The sequence below is a fragment of the Holdemania sp. 1001302B_160321_E10 genome (assembly GCF_015552275.1).
Classification (GTDB): Bacteria; Bacillota_I; Bacilli_A; order Erysipelotrichales; family Erysipelotrichaceae; genus Holdemania.
On record NZ_JADNEM010000005.1, the window covers coordinates 132211 to 155355 of the forward strand.

Below are 23145 nucleotides of genomic sequence, written 5' to 3' on the forward strand. Positions count from 1 at the left end.
TTCTTCCAGTAACTCCTGTTTCCAAGTTTTCGGATGCCTCAGTTTAACAGGCAAAGACGAGATCCCTTTCATCCAATACAAAGAAAGGAAGGATTAAGATGAAGATCAAGAATTCAGCTTTTACCCTGCTTGCCGCCGCAGGGCTGTCTGCGCTGATGTTGGCGCTCAATCAACACCGCAAAGCTTTGCTTCTGTTTAATCCAAAGGCCGTGATCGGGGCCTATTTCTGTTTTGGATTGCTTTGCGGGCTTGTTTTTCACCGCAAAGATTTCCGCAATATTTCCGGGGCTTCTCTGATCGCCGCCCTGATCGCCGGGCTGATCCTGACTTTCCTGATTTCATTAACAGGCCCGCGGTTTATCGCCTTCCACCTGTTCCTGATCAGTGACGCCTCGATGGTCCTTAGCGGCTGGGGATTGGTCGAAATCCTGTTTTCCGGGGAATGACTCTATCTTTTAAAATCGGAATCTGCTATAATCCAGATAAGTTAACATATTAAGTTAAGGAGTGAAGAGAAATGGAATACAAGGTCGCCAAGTATTTCCAAATCGAACAGGATATCATCGCCGCCATCAAATCCGGCCAGCTGAAACCGGGCGATAAGGTCGACAGTGAATCCGTGCTGAAAAAAAAATATAATGTCTCGACGATCACGGTCCGCAAGGCATTTACCGATTTGATCAACGAGGGTTATCTCACCGGTATTCAAGGGTTGGGCACCTTTGTCGCCAAGAAGCAGATGATCCGCGGACTGACTTCGCTCAGTTTCAGCGACGAACTGCTTCAGCAGGGATACCAGATTGACATGCATGTGGATAAAATCGAACTGATCACCAACGCTCAGATTGCTGAGAAACTAACGATTGATCCCGATCAGCCGATCGTCTGCGTCCGGCGAATCCGCCTGGCTAACGACGAGCCGATCGCCTATCAAAGTTCGTTTGTCGACAGCCGTCTGCTTTCGCTGGAACAGGCACAGACTGTCTACGAAACCAGATCCTTCTATAAAACGCTGGCTCAGGTCAATGTCACGCCGGTCTGGGTAAATGAAAATTACTCAGTGCGCGAGATCGGCAACACCGAGATCGCCCGGCTCATGAACATCCGCAAGAATGCCGCGACGTTCTTCGTTAAGCGGCTGACCTTTGATCAGCGCGATGAAATCATCGAATATGCGGAAACGTATTTCAACAAAGATTGGTATTCCGTCACCGTCAATATCAAAATGTAGAGGACATTCTTCGACAGAATGTTCTTTTTTTGACTGAAAGGGCTTGCATATTGCGAGGCTGCACCGTATAATGAAATCAGTTAATATGTTAACATATCAATATTATAAGATAATTGAGATTGTTCGTTAATATACTGACTGAGGAGGAATGAAGATCTATGGAAATTCAGAATTATAACCAGTGCTATGAACAGGCGGTTGTTGATCTGTGGAACGCCTGTCTGCCCTGCGATCCGCTGACCTTACAGAAATTCCGCAAGCAGGCGCTGCTGGACGACAACTTCGATCCATCGCTGTGCTATGTGGCGATGGCGGATGAGAAAGTCGTCGGCTTCCTGTTGGCCACCCGCCGCAAGTTTCCTTATCTGGAACGGGGAACGGAGCCGGACCGGGGCTGGATCAACGTCTTATTCGTCGAAGCCGGACATCGCCGTCAGGGAATCGGCCGGGCTTTAGTCGAAAGAGCCGAAGCCGACATGAAGGCGCGCGGCGCTAAAAACGTCACGGTCGCCGCGTACAGCCCGAATTATTTCTTCCCAGGCATCGACAAGCAGAACTATCCGGAATCGGCCGCCTTCTTTGATGCAATGGGCTATCAAAGCGGCGAGGAAAGTTACTCGATGTGCAAGGATCTGCATGGTTACCAGCTCGATGAAGCGGCGCTGGCCCGCAAGGCGAAAGCCGAAGCCGCTGGTTTCCGGTTCATTCCGTTCAGCTGGAAATATTGCGTCGACCTGCTTGAATTTGCCAAGGTGGAATTCGGCGGCGGCTGGAAGCGCAACCTGCTGATCAGTATGCAGAACAATCTGGCGGAAGACAACGTGCTGCTGTGCGTGGATCAAAACGATCAGCTCGCCGGCTTCTGCATGCGTCAGATCGACGGCAATCCGATGCGGTTCGGTCCGATCGGTGTTATGGCCAGTCAGCGCAACTGGGGCTTAGGCAGCATCCTGCTCGATCTGATGCAGCTGGAAATGGAGAAGCGCGGTATCTATCACATGTATTTCGTCTCCACCGACGCACCGGGACGCCGTTTCTACCAGCGTCATGGAATCACCGTTTTCCGCACCTTCACCGATTACCGCAAGAATTTGGATTAACCGAAATCCGCACGAAAAGCATGCTCTATTAAAGAAAGGAAGAACACATTATGACATCAATCCAACGCGTCGTCAGCATCGGCGCACATTCGCTGGACGCCGAGCTGATGGGCGGACCGCTGATCCTCAAATATGCCCGGCAAGGCGCGCACTGCACGCTGATCCACGTCACTCAGGGACGGCTGGAAGATCCGGCCGCGACGAAGGAAGCGAAGCAGCAGTATCTCAAAGATCTCTTGACCATGAATCAGAAAGCTGCGGAAAAGCTGGGCGCCGACACGATCTGGCTTGGCTACGTTTCCAGCAATATGCCTTCGCTGGAGGACTTCGCTCAGCGGATGGAACAGTATTTCGTCGATGAGAAAGTCGATCTGGTCATTACGCACTGGCGCGGTTCAATGCATCCGCGGCACATCAACACTCACGACGCCGTCGTCACCGCCGTCAAGCGGCTGCGTGAAAAAGGCAATCCGATCCGCCTGGTCTACGGCGAAACGTTTGAGGATCTCGTCGGCTTCCTTCCGCAGGCCTACTTCACGCTGAATCCAGAGGAAGTGACCCAATGGTACGACGCAATGAAGGAATACGCCGTCTTCCGCGGCGAGGTCAACGACTTTCCTTACCAGCAGTATTATCCGACGATCGGCAAAGTCCGCCAGATCGAATCCAACAACAGCGGCTATACCGTCGCGTATATGTACGCCAGTCTGATCGAACCGCAGCTGTGGTAAAAAGAGAGGAGAAATAACCATGGGTAAAATTGTAGTCCGCGTCGATGACCGGCTGATTCACGGCCAGACCATCGTCGCCTGGTGTCCGACCTTGGCGATCCAGGAAATCATTGCGATCGACGATGAAAGCGCCAAAAATCCAATGCTGAAATCGATCATGACGATGAGCGTGCCGCCGCTTTATAAAACGCACATTGTCACCACGGAGGAAGCCCGCAGCCTGTTAAGCCAGGACAGCGGCACCAACCGGCTGGTCATCGTGCGCTTCCCAAAGCAGCTGGAAGAACTGGAAGACACCGTGCTGAAAGCTGACTTCGTGATGCTGGGCAACATTGCCAAACGTCCGGATTCCGTGCATAAGGTTTCCGGCGCAACCGGCATCTTCTATCTCAGCCAGCAGGACGTGGAAGTGATCGACGCCTTGAGCGCCAAAGGCGCAGACGTCTGCTTCCAACAGCTGCCGAACACTACCCGGACAAGCTGGGACGCTTTCCGCAAAACGATTGAATAGAAAGTCAGAGGGGTAATTATGTCAATCATTCAAATCATCCTGATCGCAATCTTTGTGTATCTGGGATCCATCGGTTCTATCGTCGGCAACACCATCGGCTGGTACACTTTAGGCCGTCCGTTAGTCGCGGCGCTGGTCGTCGGCGTCATTTTAGGGGATATTCGGACCGCCATGGTCGTCGGAATTCCGTTACAGATCATGTATATGGGCAACGTCACGCCGGGCGGCGCGGTTGCCTGGGACTTATCGTATGCCACCTACATCGGCGTCGCTGCGGCGATCGTCTTCGGTCAGGGGATGGACGCGACCGGAACGATCGGTCTGGCCGTGGTCTTCGCCGGGATCGGCGGACTGGTCGGCCAGGTCATGTGGAATTTGTCGTATGCCTTAAACCTGCCGCTGAACCGGGTTGCCGCAAAATATGCGGAAGCTGGAGATACCCGCAAAATGATCGTTCCGAACGTCTTCATGGGTCAGGCAATCGGTTTCTTATGCCGTTTTGTTCCGGCGGTGCTCGTTCTGACGTCGATGACCGCAGCTTCCGGCCAGGCTGATTTCGCAACGCTGATTCCGGGCTGGGTCACCACTGCGCTGAGCATTTTCGGCGGCATGATGGCTTCGTTGGGAATGGGCATCATCTTATCGTTCTTATTAAAGAAGAAATATCACATCGTCATCTTCTTAGCCGGATTCATTCTCGTCACTTATTTCGGTTTAAGCACGATGGCGGTCGCGGTTGTCGCGATCATCACCGCGGTTCTCTACTATGTCGCAGCCTCCTCGTTGGCTGATCGGAAAGGAGCTTAATCATGGCTAAGAAAATCAGTGAAAAAACATTAAAGAAATCCTTCCGGACGTGGTTTTTCTGGAACGGCTGTTCCCAGCAGGCAGAATCAATGCTGGGCATGGCGTTCGGTCAGGCAATGGCCCCGGTCATTGAAGAATTATACGACACGAAAGAAGAACGGGCGGCTGCGCTGCAGCGTCATATCACATTGTTCAATACTGAAGCACAGGTCGGTTCCATCTGCAACGGTATCGTCTGCGGTTTGGAAGAGGCCAATGCCAATGGTCAGTGTACTCCGGAACTCATCAGCAGCGTCAAAGTTGCCTTGATCGGCCCGACATCCGCCATCGGCGATTCGCTGTGGGTTGCGACGATCATTCCGATCCTGCTGACGATCTGCCTGTCGATCTCTCAGGCTTCCGCCAATATGCTTTGGCTGGGACCGGTCATCTACATGCTTGTCTATCCGATCGGCACCTGCGCGCTGAGCTGGTTCCTGTTCAAGCTGGGCTATAAGTCCGGACTGGAAGGGATGCAGACATTTATGGCGACAGGCCGGCTGAATTTACTGACGGACACGATGACCGTGCTGGGCCTGATCGTTGTCGGCGCCCTGACCGCTTCCTTCGTTTCCTGCACGCTGCCGATTCAGATCGTCAAAGACGTCTATGACGCCACGACCAACACGATCCTGGAAAGCCAGGTGCTGTTCAACGCCGATTCCGTACTGAACTCCATCTTCCCGCAGATCCTGCCGCTGGGCCTGACATTAGGCGTCTATGGTTTGTATGCGAAGAAGAAATGGTCGCCGTTGAAATTGATGGGACTGATCCTCGTTCTGGCGTGTGTCCTGACCTTCATCGGTTATGCCACCGGTTTCTACGCGTAAATCCGTAAACTGAATTCATCCATCCTCTTTTGGACAGATGAGGAAACACTCTCAGCGCTGCTTCACTCACAGCGCTGAGTTTTTTGTGGAAAAAGGACAGCGGTGACGCGCTGCCCTGACCTAATCTGTACTCTTTGTTTTAAGATGGGAAACAAGGCTGCGCGACGCTGATGTTTCGCATTCGTTTGCGAACCGCAATCTGATCGACGTTCTCAATCGCTTTCCTCATCGGGTTGTGCTGACACATTCATCCGCATTTCTTGCCTGAACAGCCTTAATGCACTTCTGGACCTCATCGAGCTGATCAGCTGGTATTCTGTACCGTCGTACACAAACTCTCTGACACAATTAGCGGAAAGCTCTTCACGATTCATGATCGGTTTGATTTTGACTTTCTGCCTGATTACCAACATTCTCTGCCGGCGTTGTCACGCCGGATAGATGAAGGAAAGCATTGTTTGCGGCGGCGTCCTGTAAGGTCGCAAGCAGCGCGTCCGCATAGCCGCCTAAATTTCCGATCAGTTCCTCCCTATTTATTAATTCAATTTCAAAAGGTTCCTGCGCGGTGCTTAAAATATCATAGAGAGCGTCGAGATTATTTCCATAATAATCGGGAAAGGCAAGCTGGTCTTTAAGCTGCCGATGCAGCGTCTGTTTATCCCGGCATTCGCGTCCGTCAATCAAAGCGCGCTTCATTCGTTTCCCCTCACCGCTTCAAAGCTTGCGTAATGATCATCCGAATAATAGATCAGACCATCATCGGAAAAGACGAGGCGTTCCTTTCCCCGATAACCGCCTTGATAATCAATGTCGCATTCATACCAAGTCCGGCCGTGAGCGTTGGGAAGCAAACCTTCGCGGTTGCCGAAGCGGTCGCCGCCGATGGATTTGCCTTCGGCCACGTCCCACAGATTTCCTTTCGCGTTATCCCAGCCCAACGCCTGAGCTTCTTTTTTCGTGATGTAATTCTCCGGCAGATGTCCATAGGTTTCCAGATACTCCGCGACTTCCTCCTTCGTGGAATACCAGCCGTCCTCCTGAACCGTTATTGTTTCTTCCATCGGCTGGGAAGTGGCCGGCGGGATCTGCGGCACCGACGTCGAAGCACATCCCAACAAGCTCAGCATCGCCCATAACGCCAAGCCTAATTTAAATCGCAGTTTCATAAACACGCTCCTTTTTTAACATCATAAAACAAAATAGAGAAGAACGCAAAGTCCATTCTTCTCTGTTTCACGGCAAAATAAGTTATGCTTCCCCTTCCCTCCTCTTTTTATAAGGAATCCCTTGAAGTCCTCCTTTTTCCAGTGTTAAAATAGGGGCGTTGTTTGCCGCGGAAGGCAAACAAAGAAAGAGGGGATTTGTTGATGATCATCGAAGGAAATCCAAAAGAACTCGCCGCGATGGAGCAATTCCATAACGGCAATCGTCAGGCCGGGTTGGCGCTTCAGGAAGAATTCGCCGCCGCTTTCCGTGAAGAGTACAAGGAAAAGGACCATTGTCCTTGCCGGAAAGCTTGCCGCTATCATGGCAACTGCAAGGAATGCGTCGCCATTCACCGCGCCCATCAGGAACATGTACCGAATTGCATGCGGCCGCTGATCAACAAGAAGCTTAAGCTGCTTTCCGAATTGACGGAGCACACCCTCGCCCGCGAAATCGAAGCACCGCAGGAAATTGAACGAAAAGAATTCCAGACGGTTAAATAAAGAAGATTCTTTCCACATCCCTAAGCCTTAATCTGAGCAAGCTCAGCTGGCCTGGCGAGAAACAGCCTGAAACTTCCTGCAACAGGAAATCTCAGGCTGCTTTTTTATTTCAGTTTCCAAGCTGGGGAAAATGATAAGTGAGTCGATCCAGTTACAACTGAGAATTGGAGTGGAGCTGGGCTGCGAACTCCGCCAATCCGCTGCTTTCCAGAATAAATTTCCGCAGTTCCTTTTCTTCGCCGCTTCCATCGCGTTCTCCACCATCTGCGGGTCCAGAAAGATCGGACAGCTGCGTTCGGCGCCGAACACCGCTTCGCCCCACACAACTTCGTCGTCTTCCGTTTGCGCTAAATCCCGAAAGTCGCGGCTGCAGAAGGTTTTTATTTCGGCCATCAGCTGGGCAGCGCAAGCTTCCCGCCGGCGGACACAGGCTTCTGCTTCCTCGCTCGGAATCAGCCAGGCGTCGGCCAGAACTCCGCCCCGGGTAATCGGGTAGTCCAAAAAGGTTTCCGGCCCCCTGTGTTTGGCCTGAAGTTTTCGTTTCTGCGGCCGGATTCTTTTCTTTTCTGGATTCACCGGCACGTCCGCTTAGCGCCGGTCATTGCGCTGAACGATATTCAAAAGACGCAGAAATTGTGTAATCGCGACCGCCAGCGCCGCAACATACGTCATCGCCGCCGCTGACAGCACTTTCTTGGTTGAGCCTACTTCCTCGCTTGTCAATAAGCCGCAGTTTTCAATCGCGGCCACTGCCCGGTGGCTGGCGTCAAATTCAGTCGGCAGTGTGACCAACTGGAACACAACGCTCAATGCAAAACAAGCCACGCCGATATACGCGATCGTGATCGCCGAGCGCCCCATATTGGAGAAAATCAATCCCATCAAAATCAACGGCGTGGACATCCGGGAACCGATATTCGTCAGCGGAATGATCGCGTTGCGAATCCTTAACGGTGCATATCCATGGGCATACTGGATCGCATGTCCAGCTTCATGCGCGGCCACACCGACCGCGGCGGTGGAAGCAGAACCATAAACTGAATCGGATAACCGGATGACATTCGTGCGGGGATCGAAATGATCGGTCAGATTTCCTGATATCCGCTCGATCCGGACATCATACAAACCGTTGGCATCCAGCACTTCCCGTGCCGCGTCATAGCCGGTCATCCCGTTGCGCGTGCGCTGCTGGCTATATGTGCGGAACGTCGAATTCACCCGGGCGCTGGCCCACATGGAAAATCCAATCGCCGCCAGAACCAGCAAATAAAAAATATCGTAAAATGCGTAGAACATAAACATTCCTCCCTATCAGGCAGGTTTATTCTACACGATTTTACGATACTTTCCACTAGACAACCGCACGGCTTTGTCAATCCCGGTGACAAACCGGGAATTTTATAACGAAACTAACCAGGAATCGTTCTTTCCATTAAAACTTGCTTATCCTTATCTAAAGCTCGATAGATCCCCGGCCAACAGGAAACAGACGCCTCCGGAATTTCCAAGGTGATCAGCGCAAAATCATCATGTCCCTGTTCCACAGTCCACGTCAAACCGTTATTCAGCTGGGCTTCCACCCGATCTACACGCGGATCCCTGCGCACGATCACTGCCATATAAATTCCGTCGTTTTCCATCCTTTGAAGATCACAGGCTTCCTCCGGATTCATCACAAGGTTGATCTTGTTTCCCTCGATTTCTTTTGTTGCAGAGGATCACGGATAGATCTGTTCCTCAACAAGGTTTCCCTGCGCATCATAGGCCCGGTAGGTTCCCTCCCATGTCGCCTCTTCAGAGTTTTCCAGTTGCTGGACCTTGATTGAAAAATCATGCTCCCATTGGTCAAAAACAATTACTGGCCGGCCTTTACCGGGATCCATTTCCACCTTCACGATTTCAGGCTGGCTGCGATGGATGACAAACAACTGATTTTTCCCATCACTCAGTCCGTCGATTTGAAATGCTTCGTCAGCATCCGCATAATCATTGTGTGTGCTCCCTCCGGTCGTGATATAAAAGATACCTGCCGTCTTCTGAGCGCCATGCAGCGCATATTGATGATCGTTCGCATACAGATAATAATAACGATCCCCAATTTGAACCTCGTCGATCTTTTCAGCCGGGCTGAAATACAGTCCCCGCAGCGAATCTTCCACACATGCCTGGGGTGATAGATAATAACCGCTAATCCATCCCAACAATACAAGTGTGATCAGAATCAAGGCTATGCCTGCCACAATCTCTCTTTTCCTTTTCATTCTTTTACTCCCATTCCTTCAGGTCCAACGACACCCGCTGTCCGTCGATCAAGAAAAGCTCAATTACATCGGAAGCCGGTGCTGTAAAAGTGAGCATCCCTTTCGAGCCGAAGAAAGAGGTCGCTTCAAAATAAGGATAAACTGGAAGGCTGTCGTCTCCATTTTGGATAGAGAAGAAGTTTACCGACCAGCCGGAACGAGAATAGGACAGCTTATTGCGGATATGATACGTTAAGATCAACTCGCCTTCATCAGATTTCCAAAGGGCGTCCAAAGTCACGGTATGCCCGGCTAATTCAATCTTTTCATTTACGGCCGCGATCTTTTCGGCATGTTCAGGGGTCATAGGCAAAAGGTATTGAATTTCATTCCATCCTACAGTAAGCAATAAATAAACGAAGACAATCCCGGCAATCGCCGCACAGGACATCGTGATCAGCCAGAGCCATCCTAAAAGCGGATGATGAATTCGGTTCAGCTCCCGCCCGACGGCCTGCGGATCCCCCATTCTCGCTGCCGCTTCTGCCTGCGCCTGTTCCAGCGTTAAGCCCTCTTCCTGCATCAGATCCTCAACGCTGTCCTGCAGATGAGCGCGCAATTCATCGCCGATTCTGCCGCGGTCCAGAAAGAAATGAACCTGCGCCGTTACGGCTTGGACATAAGTCTCAATCGGATTCATGATCCGCTGCCCTGAAACGAAAGCACCTGATTGACTGCGGAAGAAAAGCTTTCCCACTGTTCCTGCTGAGCTTCCAGCTGCTTGACGCCCCGAGCCGTAATGGCATAGTACCGGCGCGTCCGCCCGTTCACCGTTTTGCTTACCGAACGGATCCAGCCTTCATTTTCCATTTTGTGCAGAATCGGATACAATGTGCCTTCCTTAAAATCAAACGCGTCATTCGACTGGTCTTTGAGCGTCTTGATCAATTCATAGCCGTAGCGTTCCTGTTCCTTCAACAAACTTAATACCAACAAAGCGGAACTGCCGGCGATCAAGCCTTTATCATAATTCATAAACAACCTCCTTCCACGCCTAGAGCTTCTATGCTTTTATTATACATAGTTCATCAAGGTATAACAAGGCATTATCTATCAATACTTCCTGCTTTGTGATCAAGAGGATTCAATGCCAAAATAAAAGCTGTGTTCCTGATGATTCAAGCACACAGCTTACCATTAGATTCAGCCACTTCCCCTCATTTCAATCCAGATAAAAAACAGATGTGCCGCAGCTTTGGGGGAAAATCTGTTTTTTCGCGCCAGCGCTTCCTGAATCCGTATTATCATCATTTCAGTATTGCATTTCTGATCCCGCGGCAGATTTACAATACATTCATTGATATCCCCCAGACAAACGCCCTTGCCCTCAGCTTGCCTGTCGTCTTCCCTCTGATTTGCCGCAAAGACTTCGCCTCAGATAAAATCGGAAGGAAAAGCAGATGTTGTTTCATTCATGGTTTCAACTTCTTTTGTTTACCAAGTACCAGAAGTCCCGCCAGTTCCATTCCATAGGCGATGAAGCTGACGAGCATCCCCCATTTTCCATATTGAATCACCATCAAAAGGAACAATCCCAGACCAAACTCCGCCAGCCGCTTCACCGAATTGTCTGCGAATAACCGCCGGAACAGCTGGGCCAGAATCAGGAAAACCACCACCAGTTCAATTAATGCCAGAATTAGCTCCAGCGGACCAAGAGAAGCATAAGCGGCGCTCAATATCGCGGCCGATGCCGCAGGAAGCTGAGCAGTCTGACCGCTGACCTCCAGTAAGCCATACTGAATCAGCGGAGAATAACCGGCCATCGTCACGACAAACGTATTGATCAGCGCATAGCCGCCATAAATCAGACTGATTCTGCCGAGCGAAGCCGGACGAAAACGGCGAAAAAACAACGCGGCTGTCAGCGTCCAGGTCAAGACCGCCGTGATCAAATAAAAGACCGTGGAGGTGGGCGTATCCAGATTCAGCGACCAGGCATTTTTAAACACATTCAAGAACAGATTGGCGGTTAAGTAAAATGCGGCTCCCAACAAGACGCCGGGGATTTTCGGTTTCTCTTTCGCCGTGAGAATCAACGTGAGCGGCAGCGCCAGCCCCGCGACACCCAGGATCGACAACAAAATCAATTTGAGCATGATTCAGTCCTCCTTCCTCTTTGAAACCGATGGATCAGCGGGCCCGTCGTGACAATGGAAATCACCGTACCGACGCCCGCGATGCCGCCGACCAGACAGCCCAGCACCGTCAGTGCCAGATCCGCGCCCCAGCGCAGAATCGAATACGATATGCCCAAGCGGGCCTGGGCCGCATGAAGCAGGCTGTCCAATCCGTTCATCCCCAACTGACAGCGGATCAACATCGCCAAGCTGAAGGCGTATACTGTCTGCCCGATAAGGAAGACAAGCAGGCGTCCGGGCAGACTGATTCCGGCGATCAGACCGCCGGTCAGCGCCACTGTGCCGTCAATCGCGAAGCCAGTGACCAGCGCTGAAATCACAGTACCGGCCCCGAAGTAGTTCCGTGCGGTCAGAAACGCCGCCGCAATCAAAACCAGATTATACAGCCGCGACGCCTGACCATAGCTGATATGCAGCTGGCAATGCAGCCCATCCTGAAAAACCGTGACCGTGTCCGAACCGATATTCGCGTTTAAGATCAAGCCGACGCCCACGCCGATGCCCACGCCGGCCAGCGCCGCCAGGACCGCTGTCTTCCATCTCAGGCTAGAGATCCGCTCCATTCGTTTCAATCACCCGCTTATACCAGTCAAAGCTCTTTTTCTTAAACCGTTTCCGGCTGCCTGTGCCGTCGTCGTTTAGATCGACATACACAAACCCATAACGTTTGGACATTTCATTGGTCGTGCAGCTGACAATGTCGATCGGTCCCCATGCGCAGTAAGCGAACACCTCGACGCCGTCGCGGATCGCTTCCTTGATCGCCTTAAGATGCTCGCGCAGATAATCAATCCGGTAATCATCCGCAACCGTTCCTGCTTTCAGCTCATCCAGCGCTCCCAGTCCGTTTTCCGCAATCATCAGCGGCAGCTGGTAGCGGTCATAGTACACGTTGAGCGAATTGCGCAGACCCAGCGGATCAACGCACCAGCCCCAAATCGAAGCCGGAAGCAGCGGGTTGCGGGAGATATCGTTCAGATCGGCCGTGTTGTGAACCGCTGAATTCATTCGCGAGTAATAATAGCTGAACGCCATATAGTCGGCGGTATAGTTGTGAATCAGATCCAGTTCCTCCTGCGTCATCACGATGTTCAGCTGATGATCCTCAAAATACCGCAGCGCATAGCCCGGATACTGTCCGCGGATCCGCACGTCGCCATAGAAAAACTGACTCATCTGATTCTTCTGCAGGGTGCTGAACACATCCTCCGGCGACGCAGTTTCCGGATAGCAGTTATGATCGGAAATCATCATGCCGAGCTTGAATTCCGGATCGATCTCCCGTCCCAGCTTGGTCGCCAGCGAACAGGCGACAAACTGATTGTGAATCGCCTGGTATTTCGCTTCTTCCAGGTTGTCGACCTGATCGCACAGAATACCCAGGGAATTAAACGATTCGACATAAATCAGATTGATCTGATTGATCAAAATCCAATATTTCACCTTTCCCTGATAACGCTCAAAACAAGTCCGGGCAAAGCGGGCGTAAAATTCGATCAGACGTTTATCGCGCCACCCGCCGTATTCCGTCACCAGCTTTAACGGCAGTTCATAATGAAACAGCGTAATGATCGGCTCCATGCCATTGGCTACAATCGTGTCGATCAGGTCGTCGTAGAATTGCAGACCTTCTTCGTTGGGCTGCTCGTCGTCGCCGTTGGGATAGATCCGCGCCCAGTTGATCGAGGTGCGGAAGGCTTTCAGTCCCAGCTGCTTCATCAGCGCCAGATCGTCCTTGTAGGTGTGATAAAAATCAATGCCGCTGCGCTTGGGGAACTGCCAGTCCTCCCTGATCGCTAATAATTCATTTAACCGGGTGCTGGTCATTTCTGAATCCGCATCGCGCTTGCCGCCGCGGACTAAATGGGGATTGTGCCAGTCCACGTCGGGTACGGACAGCCCTTTGCCGCCTTCCTGCCATGCCCCCTCTGCCTGATTGGCTGCAATCGCGCCGCCCCATAAAAAATCGTCTGGAAATCCGTGTTTCATCGCTTCCTCCTTCTTCAAGTTTTTGACTTCTGCGTTTTTACTCTGTATTCTGCTTTCGCAATTCACTTTATTGTTTTACTTCCGTTTTTAATTTTGCATTTTACTTTCACCTTTTGTTTTGTGTATTTCTACCCGCTTTCGTGACGGCCTTTCCGAGGCTTGCTTGTTCAGTCTGAAATAGTCTGACCTGAAATAGTCTGATTGGAAAAGAAGCTGCCTGGAATGCAGGCAGCTGTCTGTCGTTTATGCGTGCCGCAGGAAATACAGTTCGCTGAGCTCTTTGATCAGATCGATCGTCGCCATTGTCGTCATCAAATGATCCTGAGCATGCACGACGATGATCGAAAACTCGGCGTGCATCTGTCCGGCGGCTTCCTCCTGAAGCATCGCGTACTGCGCTTTGTGAGCCTCGTTAATTTTATTTTCCGCTTCTTCCATCTTCGCTTCATAGCCGGCATGATCGTTCTGTTTCGCCGCTTCCAGCGCTTCGTAAGCAGAGCTTTTTGCGTCCCCGGCATACGAGATAATTTCAAAAGCTGTCATTTTGATATCGGTCATGTTTCTGCCTCGTTTCTTTTGTCTTATGCGGATGCGTTGGCGGACGCTTCCAATTCAGCGGCTTCCCCGCTTTCCTGCTCGATGCAGCGTTTTTCATAGATCTTGAAGAACGGATAATAGATCACCCAGTCGATCGCAAACATCACGACGACTAACAGGCAGGAACGCCAGTCCAGCGTCGAGATGAACGCGCCCAGCACGGTCGGCGTTGTCGAGGTCAAAAACAGGAACGAATGATTGACCAGCCCCAGCGAGGTACACAGCCAGCCCAGCAGGATATTGGCCGATGGCGCTAACATGAACGGAATGACCAGAATCGGATTCAGGAAGATCGGCAGGCCGAAGATCACCGGCTCGTTGATATTGAACAGCGATGGAATGATCGCCACCTTGCCGACGGCGCTGAGCTGTTTCGACTTACTCTTGACGCACATTGCGCACAAGGCCAGCGTGGAGCCCGCTCCGCCGATGCAGGAATAATACGCCCAGAACGACTGGGTATAGACGTGCGGCAGAGCATTCAGCGCGGTACCGGCCGCGAAGGCTTCGGCATTGGCGGTCAGCGTGACCAGCTGGAGCGGATCCAGAAGCGGCCCGACGACCGTCGTCGGATGAATGCCGAACGAGAACAACAGGTTTTCAAACGCGGTCAGCACGGTGACGGCGACCGGGTTTTCCACCGCCACGGTAATTAACGTGAAGATGTACTGCCACAGCTCCGGCAGCAGCTTGCCGAAAGCCAGCTGGGAAATCACGCTCAGTGCATAGAAGAGTATCAACGCGTAGACATATGGGAAAATCGTACTGAACGTATTCTCAATGACCTGCGGGACGCTGGGCGGCATGTGAATCGTCCAGCCCTTCTCAATCGAAATCCGCATGATTTCCACCGATCCCAGAGCGACCAGACAGGCGACCAGAATGCCGACGGAGCCTAAATAGGCAATCGACATCGCGCCGGAAATAACCGGTGAGGCGATCAACAGATATATCGAGGTTGCGCACACCGCGAAATTGACGGCGTTCTTTTTATAATGCTCGGCCAGCGAATACGCTACGGTGAAACAGATGAAAATCGAGATGATGCCCAGCGTCGCTCCATACGGCGCATAACAGATGTCCTTGAAGTTCGTCGACATCTGGAACCAGGCGTTCATGAAGGCGTCAAAGAAACCGACGCCGGTCGCGTAGCCTTCCTGCCACGGACACTTGTAGATTAAGAAAGCAATGCCGCCGACAAACGTAAACGGCAGCGCGCTGACGACGCCGTCGCGCAGCGCCAGAAAGTGCGGTTCGGTTCCGAAGAAGGTCGCCATCGGCATACATAATTCTTCAAACCGGTCGAGGAATTTCTTTTTTTCGTGCTGTTGTTTCGCCATGGAATAAAGTCCCCCTTTTCCCTTTTATTTTTGTTTTGCCTGTTCGCAGCGGCGAATCTGATCCAGAATCGCCTTGCCATTGCAGCGGCCGAAGTCTGCCGGTTCAATGTTCATGACCGTTAAGCCCTCATACGGCTCGGCCAGACTCTGCACCGTTTTGATCTGATAGCGGATCTGCGGCGCCAGCAGGACATAGTCATATTTCCCCATGACCTTCTTCGCCTCCGACAGCGACTTTGCTTCGATTGTCCACGGTTCGTCGCTTGTCAGGTTTTCTTTCATTTTCTGCAAGACGACGCTGGTGCTGGAACCGCAGGCGCAGACCAGTAAAATGTTCATTGCATTACCCTCCTCTTGGCTTCTGATTTATTTATACCACCGGAAAGAAAACGGTGCAGGAAAGGAGTTCCCTATCGAAAAGGTAAACTTTATTTGAAGAATTTACCTTTGTGTTAAAGAAGATAAAGGCAATTTCAAATTTTATAATTGTTTATAATGAAAAAGAAAAGAGGGGCGTTTTATGTACGAAAAAGACCGGCTGATTCTGCTTCAGAAGCTGATGGCTTCCTCGGAACCGCTGTCCAGCTCGGCGCTGGCTTTTACGCTGAACGTCAGCGTCAAGACATTGTTGAAATACATCAATCAGCTCAAGGATGAATTGATGGAAAACGGGGCTGATATTTTAATCAAGCGCGGATCAGGATCGGTGTTGATCGTCTACGATCCGGATAAATTCAATCATTATGTCCAGTCTTTAAGCGTGGGGGAAGTCAATGACGTCGGCTCTCCGGAAAACCGCAAAAAATATCTGCTTGCCCGGCTGATCACAGAAAATGAATATCTCAATTTATACGATCTGGCCGATGAAATTTATATTTCTCCTTCCTCGCTGCGCAAGGATCTTAAGGAGCTGAAGCCGACGCTGGAACGCTATCATCTGACACTGCAGCACAGTCACAGCAACGGCTATCGGATCACCGGCAAGGAAAAGGATATCCGCCGATGTCTGTCCAAGGAAGCGTCGATCAGCGGAATCATCGACTTTCTGCCGCAGGAGACCAGTTACAAATCGAAGCAGCTGAGCCTGATTCAGCACGTCATCGCGGAATCACTGATGAACGCGAACATTTCGATCACCGCCGATTCCTGCAGCGCGCTGTCGCTGCATATTCTGATCGCGATCAACCGCGTGGAAACCAACAATATCATCAATCAGGAAGTCAGCGAAGCCATGCGGCAGTCGCTGGAATACAAAACAGCGATTGATATCAACCGCTCGATCGAGGAAATTTTCCATGTGTCGCTGCCGGAAGCGGAGCTGTGTTATTTTGCCTTCCATATCAACGGGAAAAAGAAAATCAACGCCGATCATGGAAGTCTGGGTGAGGATCTGCCGCAGGACGCCGTTGTTTTTTATAATTTATTTCTGCGCAATATCTTGAAGCTGTCCAAAATCGATTTGTTTGAGGATAAGGATCTGCGGGCGAATCTCTTAACGCACATCGTGCCGTTTCTGCACCGGCTGGAAAATAACATGCAGGTCACGCAGTCGAATCTGTCGTCGATCCGCGACGAGTTTCCGTTCGCCAACGAGCTGGCGGTCTGCGGCCTGTCGTTTATTCCCAGAAAATATGGCATCGCCGTGTCCGAGGAAGAAATCATGTACTTCACGCTGCACATCGCGCTGGCTCTGGAGCGGGGCCCGGAAGCGCGGGTAAAAGTGAATATCGCCGTGATCTCCAACGATATTTCCAGTTTGTTTAAGCTGATCGCTTACCGGCTAAACAAAACGCTGGCGGATTTTATCAATCTGGTCAAGCTGTTCGATGCGAAATCGCTGGATGCAGAGGAACTGAAAAAGTTCGACGTGATTCTTAATGCCACGGAAATGAATCTGCGTTTCGATAAACCGACGTTAAAAATCCAGCCAAGTCTTTCGGAGAATGATCTGCATATCCTGCGCCTGCTGCTGAACAATCTGAATGAGAAGTTTCATCTGGACAAACTGATCCGTCCCGAGCTGTATCTGGAAATCAGCGCTTCTTCACGGCAGGAAGCCTTGATGAAACAAATTGAACACATTCGAAAAAGTTTGCCGCTGCCTGCGAATTTCTATGATTCCGTCGCCGCCCGGGAGCGCATGGGGACAACCGAATATAATAATAAAATTGCGATTCCGCATCCGTTAAACCCGGAACAGCTGCCGAATTTTATCTCCATCTGCAAGCTGAAAAAACCGGTGACGTGGAATGCGAAACCGGTTCAGATTATTTTCTTGGTCTGTATCAATGAGAATCAGGCATTGACACGGATTTTCTTTGATAAAATCTCCAAAATTATTCAAAATAGTCATCTGGCTTTTGAATTGTTGGAAACGAGAAATTATGATGAATTCATGGCAAAGTTCAGTCAGTTCTAAAGGAGGGATTTGATGTTTACTGCATTTCCCAGCTGTCAGTTTCAGGCTGCCCATCCGCAAACTGCCGCTGAAATAAGGGATTATCTTCAATGTCGCTGGAACGCTGAAACGACGGGCTGCTGCCGGAGTGAGGGATTGAAGTTTCAGTCCGGCGATACCCTGATCACGGTTTGTCTCAGCTGCACAGCGATTCTTAAAGAACGATTTCCTTCTTGTTCAGTCATAACACTTTATGACTTGTTGGAGCAGGATTGTGAGTTTCTCTGGCCTGATGTGCACGGACAGGTCATCACGCTGCAGGACTGCGCCCGGGCAGATGTCCCTCTGCGCCGTCAGGTTCGCAGCTTGCTGGCGAGAATGAATTATACCGTGCATGAAATGGGTGAGACAGCGCCGCCCACCTGCGGCACCCTTTTGATGAATCCGATCAGCGAGCGAAATCTGCAAAGCGCCCCGACTTACTTCAAAGCGCTGCAGGCTCAGGTTAAAATTCTGGATTTTGCCAAGCAGCAAAAGCTTTTGCAAGCTCAGGCTGGTTACTATCCTGACAAACGAGTGGTCGCCTATTGCAACAGCTGTTATCAGGCGCTGGGTTCTTTGGATATCGAGCGTTTCCATCTGTTAGATCTTATTTTTATGAAAGACTGATCTATAAATGAATCCAAACTTTGAACCTTTTTACTGCGATCAGAAAGCGTATATCCCTGTGTCGTCATGATATTCTTCAGCTCATTTTCAATTTATTTGCGAATTTCCATCCTTTGTTTGTCATATACAAAAGCGGAATGATGAGAAATAGAGGCATCTGCGGCTATCCCGGAGGCGATCTCAAAAACATTGCGGCCGGCACGACTGTTTCAAGATTGACCGCAACGGAGTAATTTTTACGAATATCAGTTATCAAACCTCGCTTTTTATCTGTATAAAGCAGCGTGTCGGCAATCCGAATCTATGTATTAAATCAGCTGCACTCTCACGTCAGAAACATCCCATTTTGAGAAGCTGTACATCGTAATTCATAGACTCATCACTTTTTCCAAATTAACATGATCTACCTTAATCCCCATGTATTATCGTGAATATTTAAAATAGTTAGTTAAGCCTGCGATCGAATAACGAATGAAACAATCTTTTTGCCTTTCTTGAATTAATTTCAGCGTTGATCTGCTTTTATTCCAACTCAATAAAATAACACAAAAAAATCCTCTGCTCCCTAGAGGAACAAAGGATTGATAATTCATTGTTCTAAATTAGCGCTGAACACGTCCAGAGCCGTCACCGCCTGCCAGCGCTTCGACTTCCTCGGCGCTGACCAGATTGAAATCGCCGTTGATCGTGTGCTTCAACGCCGAAGCCGCAACCGCGAATTCCAGAGCTTCACCCTGCGTCTTCTTGGTTAACAGGCCGTGAATCAGACCGCCGGAGAACGAATCGCCGCCGCCGACCCGGTCAACAATCGGATTGATCTCATACCGCTTGGACTGATAGAATTCCTCGCCGTCATAAATCAACGCCGACCAGCCGTTATGCGTGGCGGAGAAGCTTTCGCGCAGCGTTGTGCAGACCGTCTTGAAACCGAACTGGACGCGCATCTGCTCAAAGATTGTCTTGTAGCCGTTCAGATCCAGCTTGCCGCTGGAAACATCCGTTCCTTCCGGCTTAAAGCCCAGGCACAGCTCCGCATCTTCTTCATTGCCGATGCAGACATCGACATACTGCATCAGATCCTTCATGACCGCCTGCGCTTCGGCTGGTGTCCACAGCTTTTTACGATAGTTTAAATCGCAGGAAACAGTAACGCCGTGCTTCTTCGCCGCAATGCAGGCCGCTTTGGTCAAAGCCGCGCCGTTGGCGCTGATCGCCGGCGTGATGCCCGACCAGTGGAACCAATCGGCCCCCTCCATGATCGTATCGAAATCGAAATCATCGACCGAAGCCTCGGCAATCGAGGAACCCGCACGATCATAAATAACCTTGGAAGCCCGCATTGAAGCTCCGGTTTCCAGATAATAGATGCCTACCCGATTACCGCCGCGGGCGATGTAGTCGGTATGCACGCCATACCGGCGCAGTGCGTTGACCGCCGACTGACCGATTTCATGCTTCGGCAGCTTGGTGACATAATACGCGTCATGACCATAATTAGCCAAAGAAACCGCGACGTTCGCTTCGCCGCCGCCGTAAACGACGTCAAAGGAATCAGATTGAACAAAACGAGTATTGCCCGGCGTGGACAAACGAAGCATGATTTCGCCTAATGTAATGATTTTCATAATTGAGATTTACCCCTTTCCTTATGCCGCATTTTTCAGATGAATCGCAAAGCCGCCGATTTCACCTTCAAAGTAAGCAAATTTCAGATGCCCCCTGGCATCGAACTGTTTCGTTTCTTCAACGAATTTATAACCCCGTGCTTCAAAGTAACGGACAGCGCGATCCACAGAATTCACGGTATAACAGATATGCCCATGCGTTCCGCGGCCGTTTTCATTCATCACTTCCACGGTCTCGCCCGCAAAGAAGCTCTTGGATGTGGCGCGGACATCGCACTGAAGCAGACCTGCCATTTCGTTCGCAATCCCTTCAGAGGTTGACGGCGTAGCGTTGATGCCGACATGATCCAGCTTCAGACCCAGCATCGTCTTAACTGCGTTCTGCGTCAGTTCCTTAATCTTATCGAATTCACCGTTGGCAATCAGCTTGGAATCGATCATCCAGGTGCCGCCGCAGGCCACGATCCGGTCGTAAGCCAGGTATTCGCAGATATTATTTTCCTTAATTCCGCCGGTCGGCATGAAGTTGACGTTCACATACGGAGCCGCCAGCGCCTTAATCATTTTCAGGCCGCCTAACGGCTCAGCCGGGAAGAATTTCACCGTGGTTAAGCCAAATGACAACGCTGCTTCAATATCGCTGGCATTCGCGCAGCCTGGCAGAATCATGATGTTTTTAGACTGGCAGTAACGGACGATCTCCGGATTCAGTCCCGGCGAAACGATGAACTTCGCTCCCGCTTCGATCGCATCGTCGACCTGCTTGGTCGTCAGAACGGTGCCTGCACCCAGGATCATTTCCGGGAACTTTTCATTGATGATCTGCATCGCCTGCCTGGCATGTTCAGTACGGAACGTCACCTCGGCGACAGGCAGACCACCCTCGCACAACGCCCTGGCCAGCGGTTCAGCATCCTCGATCCGGTCGATTTTGATGACCGGCACAATGCCGATCCGGCTGATTTTTTCTAAAATTGCATCCATGATTTCCACTCCTTTTTTTTATGAGTTGATACACTTCTAGTATACATGCTTTCCCCGGTTTGTAAAGAGATGTTCTAAATTTTTTTTAGATATTTAGTAATATGCTAAAAATATTTTAGGTTTCATCCGGACTATCTTGACATTTATCCACTCCTCTGAAACAATATTCATTAGAGAAAAAGGAGGAATTCGCAGGTGAATTCGATCGAAGAACAACGTCTGCTTTTTTCCCAGATTCTGGATCTGCTGGAACATCATTTCGGACCGCAATGCGAAATCGTGCTGCATGACAACACGAAGGATTATGCGCATACGATCATTGATATCCGCAACGGCCAGATCAGCGGAAGAAAGATTGGCGACGGCGGCGGCGCCTGGGGACTGGAGGTTCTCTCCAGCGAACAAACCGACACTCACCGCTATAATAAAGTCATGGTGACCGACGATGGCCGGATCATCCGCAACAGCTCAATTTTCTTTCAGGACAGCGAAGGGAAGAATATCGGTTCACTGTGTCTGAATACCGACATCACGCCGCTGGTGGAAGCTCGAAAAAATCTGGACGCATTTACCCTGCTTCCGCAGGAAGAAAAAAAGATCGGCGAGGAACCGTTTACCAACGACGTCAATCAGATTCTGGAGCTGCTTCTGCAGGAATGCCGCAAGCGCATGGACAAGCCTGCCAGGGAAATGAATAAGGAAGAAAAGATGGAAATCGTTCGATTCCTTGATCACAAGGGCGCTTTCCTGATCACAAAGAGCGGTGATAAGATCTGCGCCTTCCTCGATATTTCCAAGTTTACACTTTACAGCTATCTGGATACCATCCGCAAGGAAGATAAGGAATGAATCCCACGCTGCGCAGTGCCGGATTGACCGGCCTGAAGTGCCTTAACGAAGCGGGTTATGAAGCCTGGTGGGTGGGTGGCTGCGTTCGCGACGCATTGTTGGAACGGCCGGTGCAGGATATCGACGTAACGACCTCCGCTTTGCCTGAACAGACGATCGCCTGCTTCCGCAATGCGGGATACCTGGTGATTCCGACGGGATTGAAGCACGGCACAGTGACGGTCATGATTCACGATTTTCCGATCGAAGTCACGACTTACCGATCTGATGCCGGCTGCCACGATCACCGGCATCCCGAATCCGTTCACTTTTCACGATCTTTACAGGAAGACTGCGCGCGGCGGGATTTTACGATCAACGCGCTGTGCTGGCATCCGGATCTCGGACTGCGGGATTATTTCGATGGCCAGCAAGACCTGAAAAACAAAATCATTGCCTGCATTGGCGATCCGGTGCAGCGGTTTGACGAAGATGCGCTGCGGATTCTCAGGGCGCTGCGGTTCGCTTCCACCCTGGGATTTACAATCCATCCTGACACACGTTCCGCGCTCTTTCATCAGAAAGAACTGCTGCGGGTGTTGTCTGCCGAGCGCATTGCCCGGGAAATGGAAAAGATGGTCGTCGGACTTCGCTGGCCGGAAATCTTCGCCGGCAATCATGAAATTCTCACGGTTCTGTTTCCTCAGCTTCCCGCCCTGCAATCACCGCAGGCGATTCAAAAAGCGTTCGACGCATTCCGATTCTGTCCGCCGGTGACGCTGCCCCGGCTGGCCTGTTTCTTTCTGGAATTGCCGCAAGCGCCGTTGACCTATTGCATTGATCAGGCTCAGCATTGGGCTGGGCAGCTGAGGTTTTCCAATCGAAACAAAAAAAATCTGATCCAACTTGTCCAATATCAAAATCGCCCGCTTCCTCAGGATCGCATTGGTTTGCGGCTTCTGATCAGCGAACTTCCGGATTTGGTCGTGGAATGGATCCAGCTTCAACAGGGCTTAAACCGGCTTACACCGCAACAAGCCGCTCGCCTGATCGCCGCCAGTGAAGAAATTCGCGGCCAGGACTGCCTGACCCTCAAACAACTGGCGGTCAACGGCGCTGACTTGATCGCCGCCGGCTGTCCCCGCCCCCAGATCTCCGCACTTTTAACGCAAACGCTGAAAGCGGTGATGGAAGATCAGATTCCGAATCAAAAAGAAGCACTTCTGAGCTTTGTCCATCAACAACGAAAGCCGGAACACCCCGAGTAAACACTCTGGGCTCCGGCTTTTTTTGTCTTCTTCATGATTTTTGAAAAC

Annotated in this window: 28 protein-coding genes; 12 read left to right on the forward strand and 16 right to left on the reverse strand. The window is 50.9% G+C overall.

What is annotated here, in order from left to right:
- The first annotated feature begins 98 nt into the window (after positions 1 to 98).
- The 7 genes from I2D94_RS04600 to I2D94_RS04630 all read left to right on the forward strand — a co-directional run bounded on the left by I2D94_RS04600 (position 99) and on the right by I2D94_RS04630 (position 5249).
- Positions 99 to 446 (forward strand): hypothetical protein, encoded by a 348-nt coding sequence (locus I2D94_RS04600; protein ID WP_195395779.1) that lies wholly within the window; start codon positions 99 to 101, stop codon positions 444 to 446.
- Between the two features lie 71 nt (positions 447 to 517).
- Positions 518 to 1231 carry a GntR family transcriptional regulator gene (locus I2D94_RS04605; protein WP_072683049.1) on the forward strand — a complete coding sequence of 238 codons (714 nt, stop codon included), beginning with the start codon at positions 518 to 520 and terminating at the stop codon, positions 1229 to 1231.
- Between the two features lie 158 nt (positions 1232 to 1389).
- Positions 1390 to 2331, forward strand: a complete 942-nt coding sequence (locus I2D94_RS04610; protein WP_195395780.1) for a GNAT family N-acetyltransferase — start codon at positions 1390 to 1392, stop codon at positions 2329 to 2331.
- Positions 2332 to 2381: 50 nt separating this feature from the next.
- Positions 2382 to 3062, forward strand: a complete 681-nt coding sequence (locus I2D94_RS04615) for a PIG-L deacetylase family protein (protein ID WP_195395781.1) — start codon at positions 2382 to 2384, stop codon at positions 3060 to 3062.
- Positions 3063 to 3081: 19 nt separating this feature from the next.
- Entirely contained in the window at positions 3082 to 3573 is a 492-nt protein-coding gene (locus I2D94_RS04620; protein ID WP_072683046.1) for a PTS sugar transporter subunit IIB, read from the forward strand.
- Positions 3574 to 3591: 18 nt separating this feature from the next.
- Complete coding sequence (locus I2D94_RS04625) at positions 3592 to 4380, forward strand: PTS sugar transporter subunit IIC (protein WP_195395782.1); 789 nt, start codon at positions 3592 to 3594, stop codon at positions 4378 to 4380.
- A gap of 2 nt (positions 4381 to 4382) precedes the next feature.
- A complete protein-coding gene (locus tag I2D94_RS04630; protein ID WP_072683044.1) occupies positions 4383 to 5249 on the forward strand; it encodes a PTS system mannose/fructose/sorbose family transporter subunit IID in 867 nt (288 codons plus the stop codon).
- A 363-nt stretch (positions 5250 to 5612) separates the two neighbouring features.
- On the opposite strand, the gene I2D94_RS04635 is transcribed toward I2D94_RS04630, so the two are convergent.
- Positions 5613 to 5945 (reverse strand): barstar family protein, encoded by a 333-nt coding sequence (locus I2D94_RS04635; RefSeq protein ID WP_229056757.1) that lies wholly within the window; start codon positions 5943 to 5945, stop codon positions 5613 to 5615.
- Positions 5942 to 6415 (reverse strand): ribonuclease domain-containing protein, encoded by a 474-nt coding sequence (locus I2D94_RS04640; protein ID WP_072683042.1) that lies wholly within the window; start codon positions 6413 to 6415, stop codon positions 5942 to 5944. The genes I2D94_RS04635 and I2D94_RS04640 overlap by 4 nt, the downstream gene beginning before the upstream one ends.
- A gap of 201 nt (positions 6416 to 6616) precedes the next feature.
- Between I2D94_RS04640 and I2D94_RS04645 the strand changes: the two genes are divergently transcribed.
- Positions 6617 to 6958, forward strand: coding sequence for a hypothetical protein (locus I2D94_RS04645; protein ID WP_039863535.1), 342 nt, complete (start codon positions 6617 to 6619; stop codon positions 6956 to 6958).
- 42 nt (positions 6959 to 7000) lie between these two features.
- On the opposite strand, the gene I2D94_RS04650 is transcribed toward I2D94_RS04645, so the two are convergent.
- From I2D94_RS04650 to I2D94_RS04705, 12 genes are all read right to left on the reverse strand, one after another.
- On the reverse strand, positions 7001 to 7459 hold the full coding sequence (locus I2D94_RS04650) for a hypothetical protein (RefSeq protein WP_195395783.1): 459 nt from the start codon (positions 7457 to 7459) through the stop codon (positions 7001 to 7003).
- 87 nt (positions 7460 to 7546) lie between these two features.
- On the reverse strand, positions 7547 to 8254 hold the full coding sequence (locus I2D94_RS04655; protein WP_083538343.1) for a zinc metallopeptidase: 708 nt from the start codon (positions 8252 to 8254) through the stop codon (positions 7547 to 7549).
- Between the two features lie 113 nt (positions 8255 to 8367).
- Positions 8368 to 8634 carry a hypothetical protein gene (locus I2D94_RS04660; RefSeq protein WP_195395784.1) on the reverse strand — a complete coding sequence of 89 codons (267 nt, stop codon included), beginning with the start codon at positions 8632 to 8634 and terminating at the stop codon, positions 8368 to 8370.
- 42 nt (positions 8635 to 8676) lie between these two features.
- Positions 8677 to 9219 (reverse strand): hypothetical protein, encoded by a 543-nt coding sequence (locus I2D94_RS04665; protein WP_195395785.1) that lies wholly within the window; start codon positions 9217 to 9219, stop codon positions 8677 to 8679.
- A 4-nt stretch (positions 9220 to 9223) separates the two neighbouring features.
- Positions 9224 to 9898: a permease prefix domain 1-containing protein gene (locus I2D94_RS04670; RefSeq protein ID WP_195395786.1), complete on the reverse strand. Its 675-nt coding sequence runs from the start codon at positions 9896 to 9898 to the stop codon at positions 9224 to 9226.
- Complete coding sequence (locus I2D94_RS04675) at positions 9895 to 10233, reverse strand: PadR family transcriptional regulator (RefSeq protein ID WP_195395787.1); 339 nt, start codon at positions 10231 to 10233, stop codon at positions 9895 to 9897. The genes I2D94_RS04670 and I2D94_RS04675 overlap by 4 nt, the downstream gene beginning before the upstream one ends.
- Before the next feature lie 437 nt (positions 10234 to 10670).
- The gene (locus I2D94_RS04680) at positions 10671 to 11357 is read right to left on the reverse strand and encodes a hypothetical protein (RefSeq protein WP_195395788.1); all 687 of its coding nucleotides are present in this window, start codon (positions 11355 to 11357) and stop codon (positions 10671 to 10673) included.
- Positions 11345 to 11962 carry a YitT family protein gene (locus I2D94_RS04685; RefSeq protein ID WP_195395789.1) on the reverse strand — a complete coding sequence of 206 codons (618 nt, stop codon included), beginning with the start codon at positions 11960 to 11962 and terminating at the stop codon, positions 11345 to 11347. The genes I2D94_RS04680 and I2D94_RS04685 overlap by 13 nt, the downstream gene beginning before the upstream one ends.
- Complete coding sequence (locus I2D94_RS04690) at positions 11946 to 13388, reverse strand: family 1 glycosylhydrolase (protein ID WP_195395790.1); 1443 nt, start codon at positions 13386 to 13388, stop codon at positions 11946 to 11948. The genes I2D94_RS04685 and I2D94_RS04690 overlap by 17 nt, the downstream gene beginning before the upstream one ends.
- Positions 13389 to 13631: 243 nt before the next feature.
- The gene (locus I2D94_RS04695; RefSeq protein WP_006057311.1) at positions 13632 to 13946 is read right to left on the reverse strand and encodes a PTS lactose/cellobiose transporter subunit IIA; all 315 of its coding nucleotides are present in this window, start codon (positions 13944 to 13946) and stop codon (positions 13632 to 13634) included.
- Positions 13947 to 13969: 23 nt separating this feature from the next.
- The gene (locus tag I2D94_RS04700; protein ID WP_083538341.1) at positions 13970 to 15325 is read right to left on the reverse strand and encodes a PTS sugar transporter subunit IIC; all 1356 of its coding nucleotides are present in this window, start codon (positions 15323 to 15325) and stop codon (positions 13970 to 13972) included.
- Between the two features lie 24 nt (positions 15326 to 15349).
- Positions 15350 to 15664, reverse strand: coding sequence for a PTS sugar transporter subunit IIB (locus tag I2D94_RS04705; protein WP_072683032.1), 315 nt, complete (start codon positions 15662 to 15664; stop codon positions 15350 to 15352).
- Positions 15665 to 15845: 181 nt separating this feature from the next.
- Between I2D94_RS04705 and I2D94_RS04710 the strand changes: the two genes are divergently transcribed.
- Together I2D94_RS04710 and I2D94_RS04715 are read left to right on the forward strand one after the other, a co-directional pair.
- Positions 15846 to 17744 (forward strand): BglG family transcription antiterminator, encoded by a 1899-nt coding sequence (locus I2D94_RS04710; RefSeq protein ID WP_072683031.1) that lies wholly within the window; start codon positions 15846 to 15848, stop codon positions 17742 to 17744.
- Between the two features lie 12 nt (positions 17745 to 17756).
- Complete coding sequence (locus tag I2D94_RS04715; RefSeq protein ID WP_072683030.1) at positions 17757 to 18392, forward strand: hypothetical protein; 636 nt, start codon at positions 17757 to 17759, stop codon at positions 18390 to 18392.
- 602 nt (positions 18393 to 18994) lie between these two features.
- On the opposite strand, the gene I2D94_RS04720 is transcribed toward I2D94_RS04715, so the two are convergent.
- Both I2D94_RS04720 and eda read right to left on the reverse strand, forming a co-directional pair.
- The gene (locus tag I2D94_RS04720; protein ID WP_072683029.1) at positions 18995 to 20017 is read right to left on the reverse strand and encodes a sugar kinase; all 1023 of its coding nucleotides are present in this window, start codon (positions 20015 to 20017) and stop codon (positions 18995 to 18997) included.
- 21 nt (positions 20018 to 20038) lie between these two features.
- Positions 20039 to 21001 (reverse strand): bifunctional 4-hydroxy-2-oxoglutarate aldolase/2-dehydro-3-deoxy-phosphogluconate aldolase, encoded by a 963-nt coding sequence (gene eda, locus I2D94_RS04725; protein ID WP_072683028.1) that lies wholly within the window; start codon positions 20999 to 21001, stop codon positions 20039 to 20041.
- 195 nt (positions 21002 to 21196) lie between these two features.
- Here eda and I2D94_RS04730 point away from each other — a divergent pair, with 195 nt between their 5' ends.
- Both I2D94_RS04730 and I2D94_RS04735 read left to right on the forward strand, forming a co-directional pair.
- Positions 21197 to 21850 carry a transcriptional regulator gene (locus I2D94_RS04730; RefSeq protein ID WP_072683027.1) on the forward strand — a complete coding sequence of 218 codons (654 nt, stop codon included), beginning with the start codon at positions 21197 to 21199 and terminating at the stop codon, positions 21848 to 21850.
- Positions 21847 to 23097, forward strand: a complete 1251-nt coding sequence (locus tag I2D94_RS04735; protein WP_195395791.1) for a CCA tRNA nucleotidyltransferase — start codon at positions 21847 to 21849, stop codon at positions 23095 to 23097. Before I2D94_RS04730 ends, I2D94_RS04735 begins: the two co-directional genes overlap by 4 nt.
- The last annotated feature ends 48 nt before the right edge of the window (positions 23098 to 23145 follow it).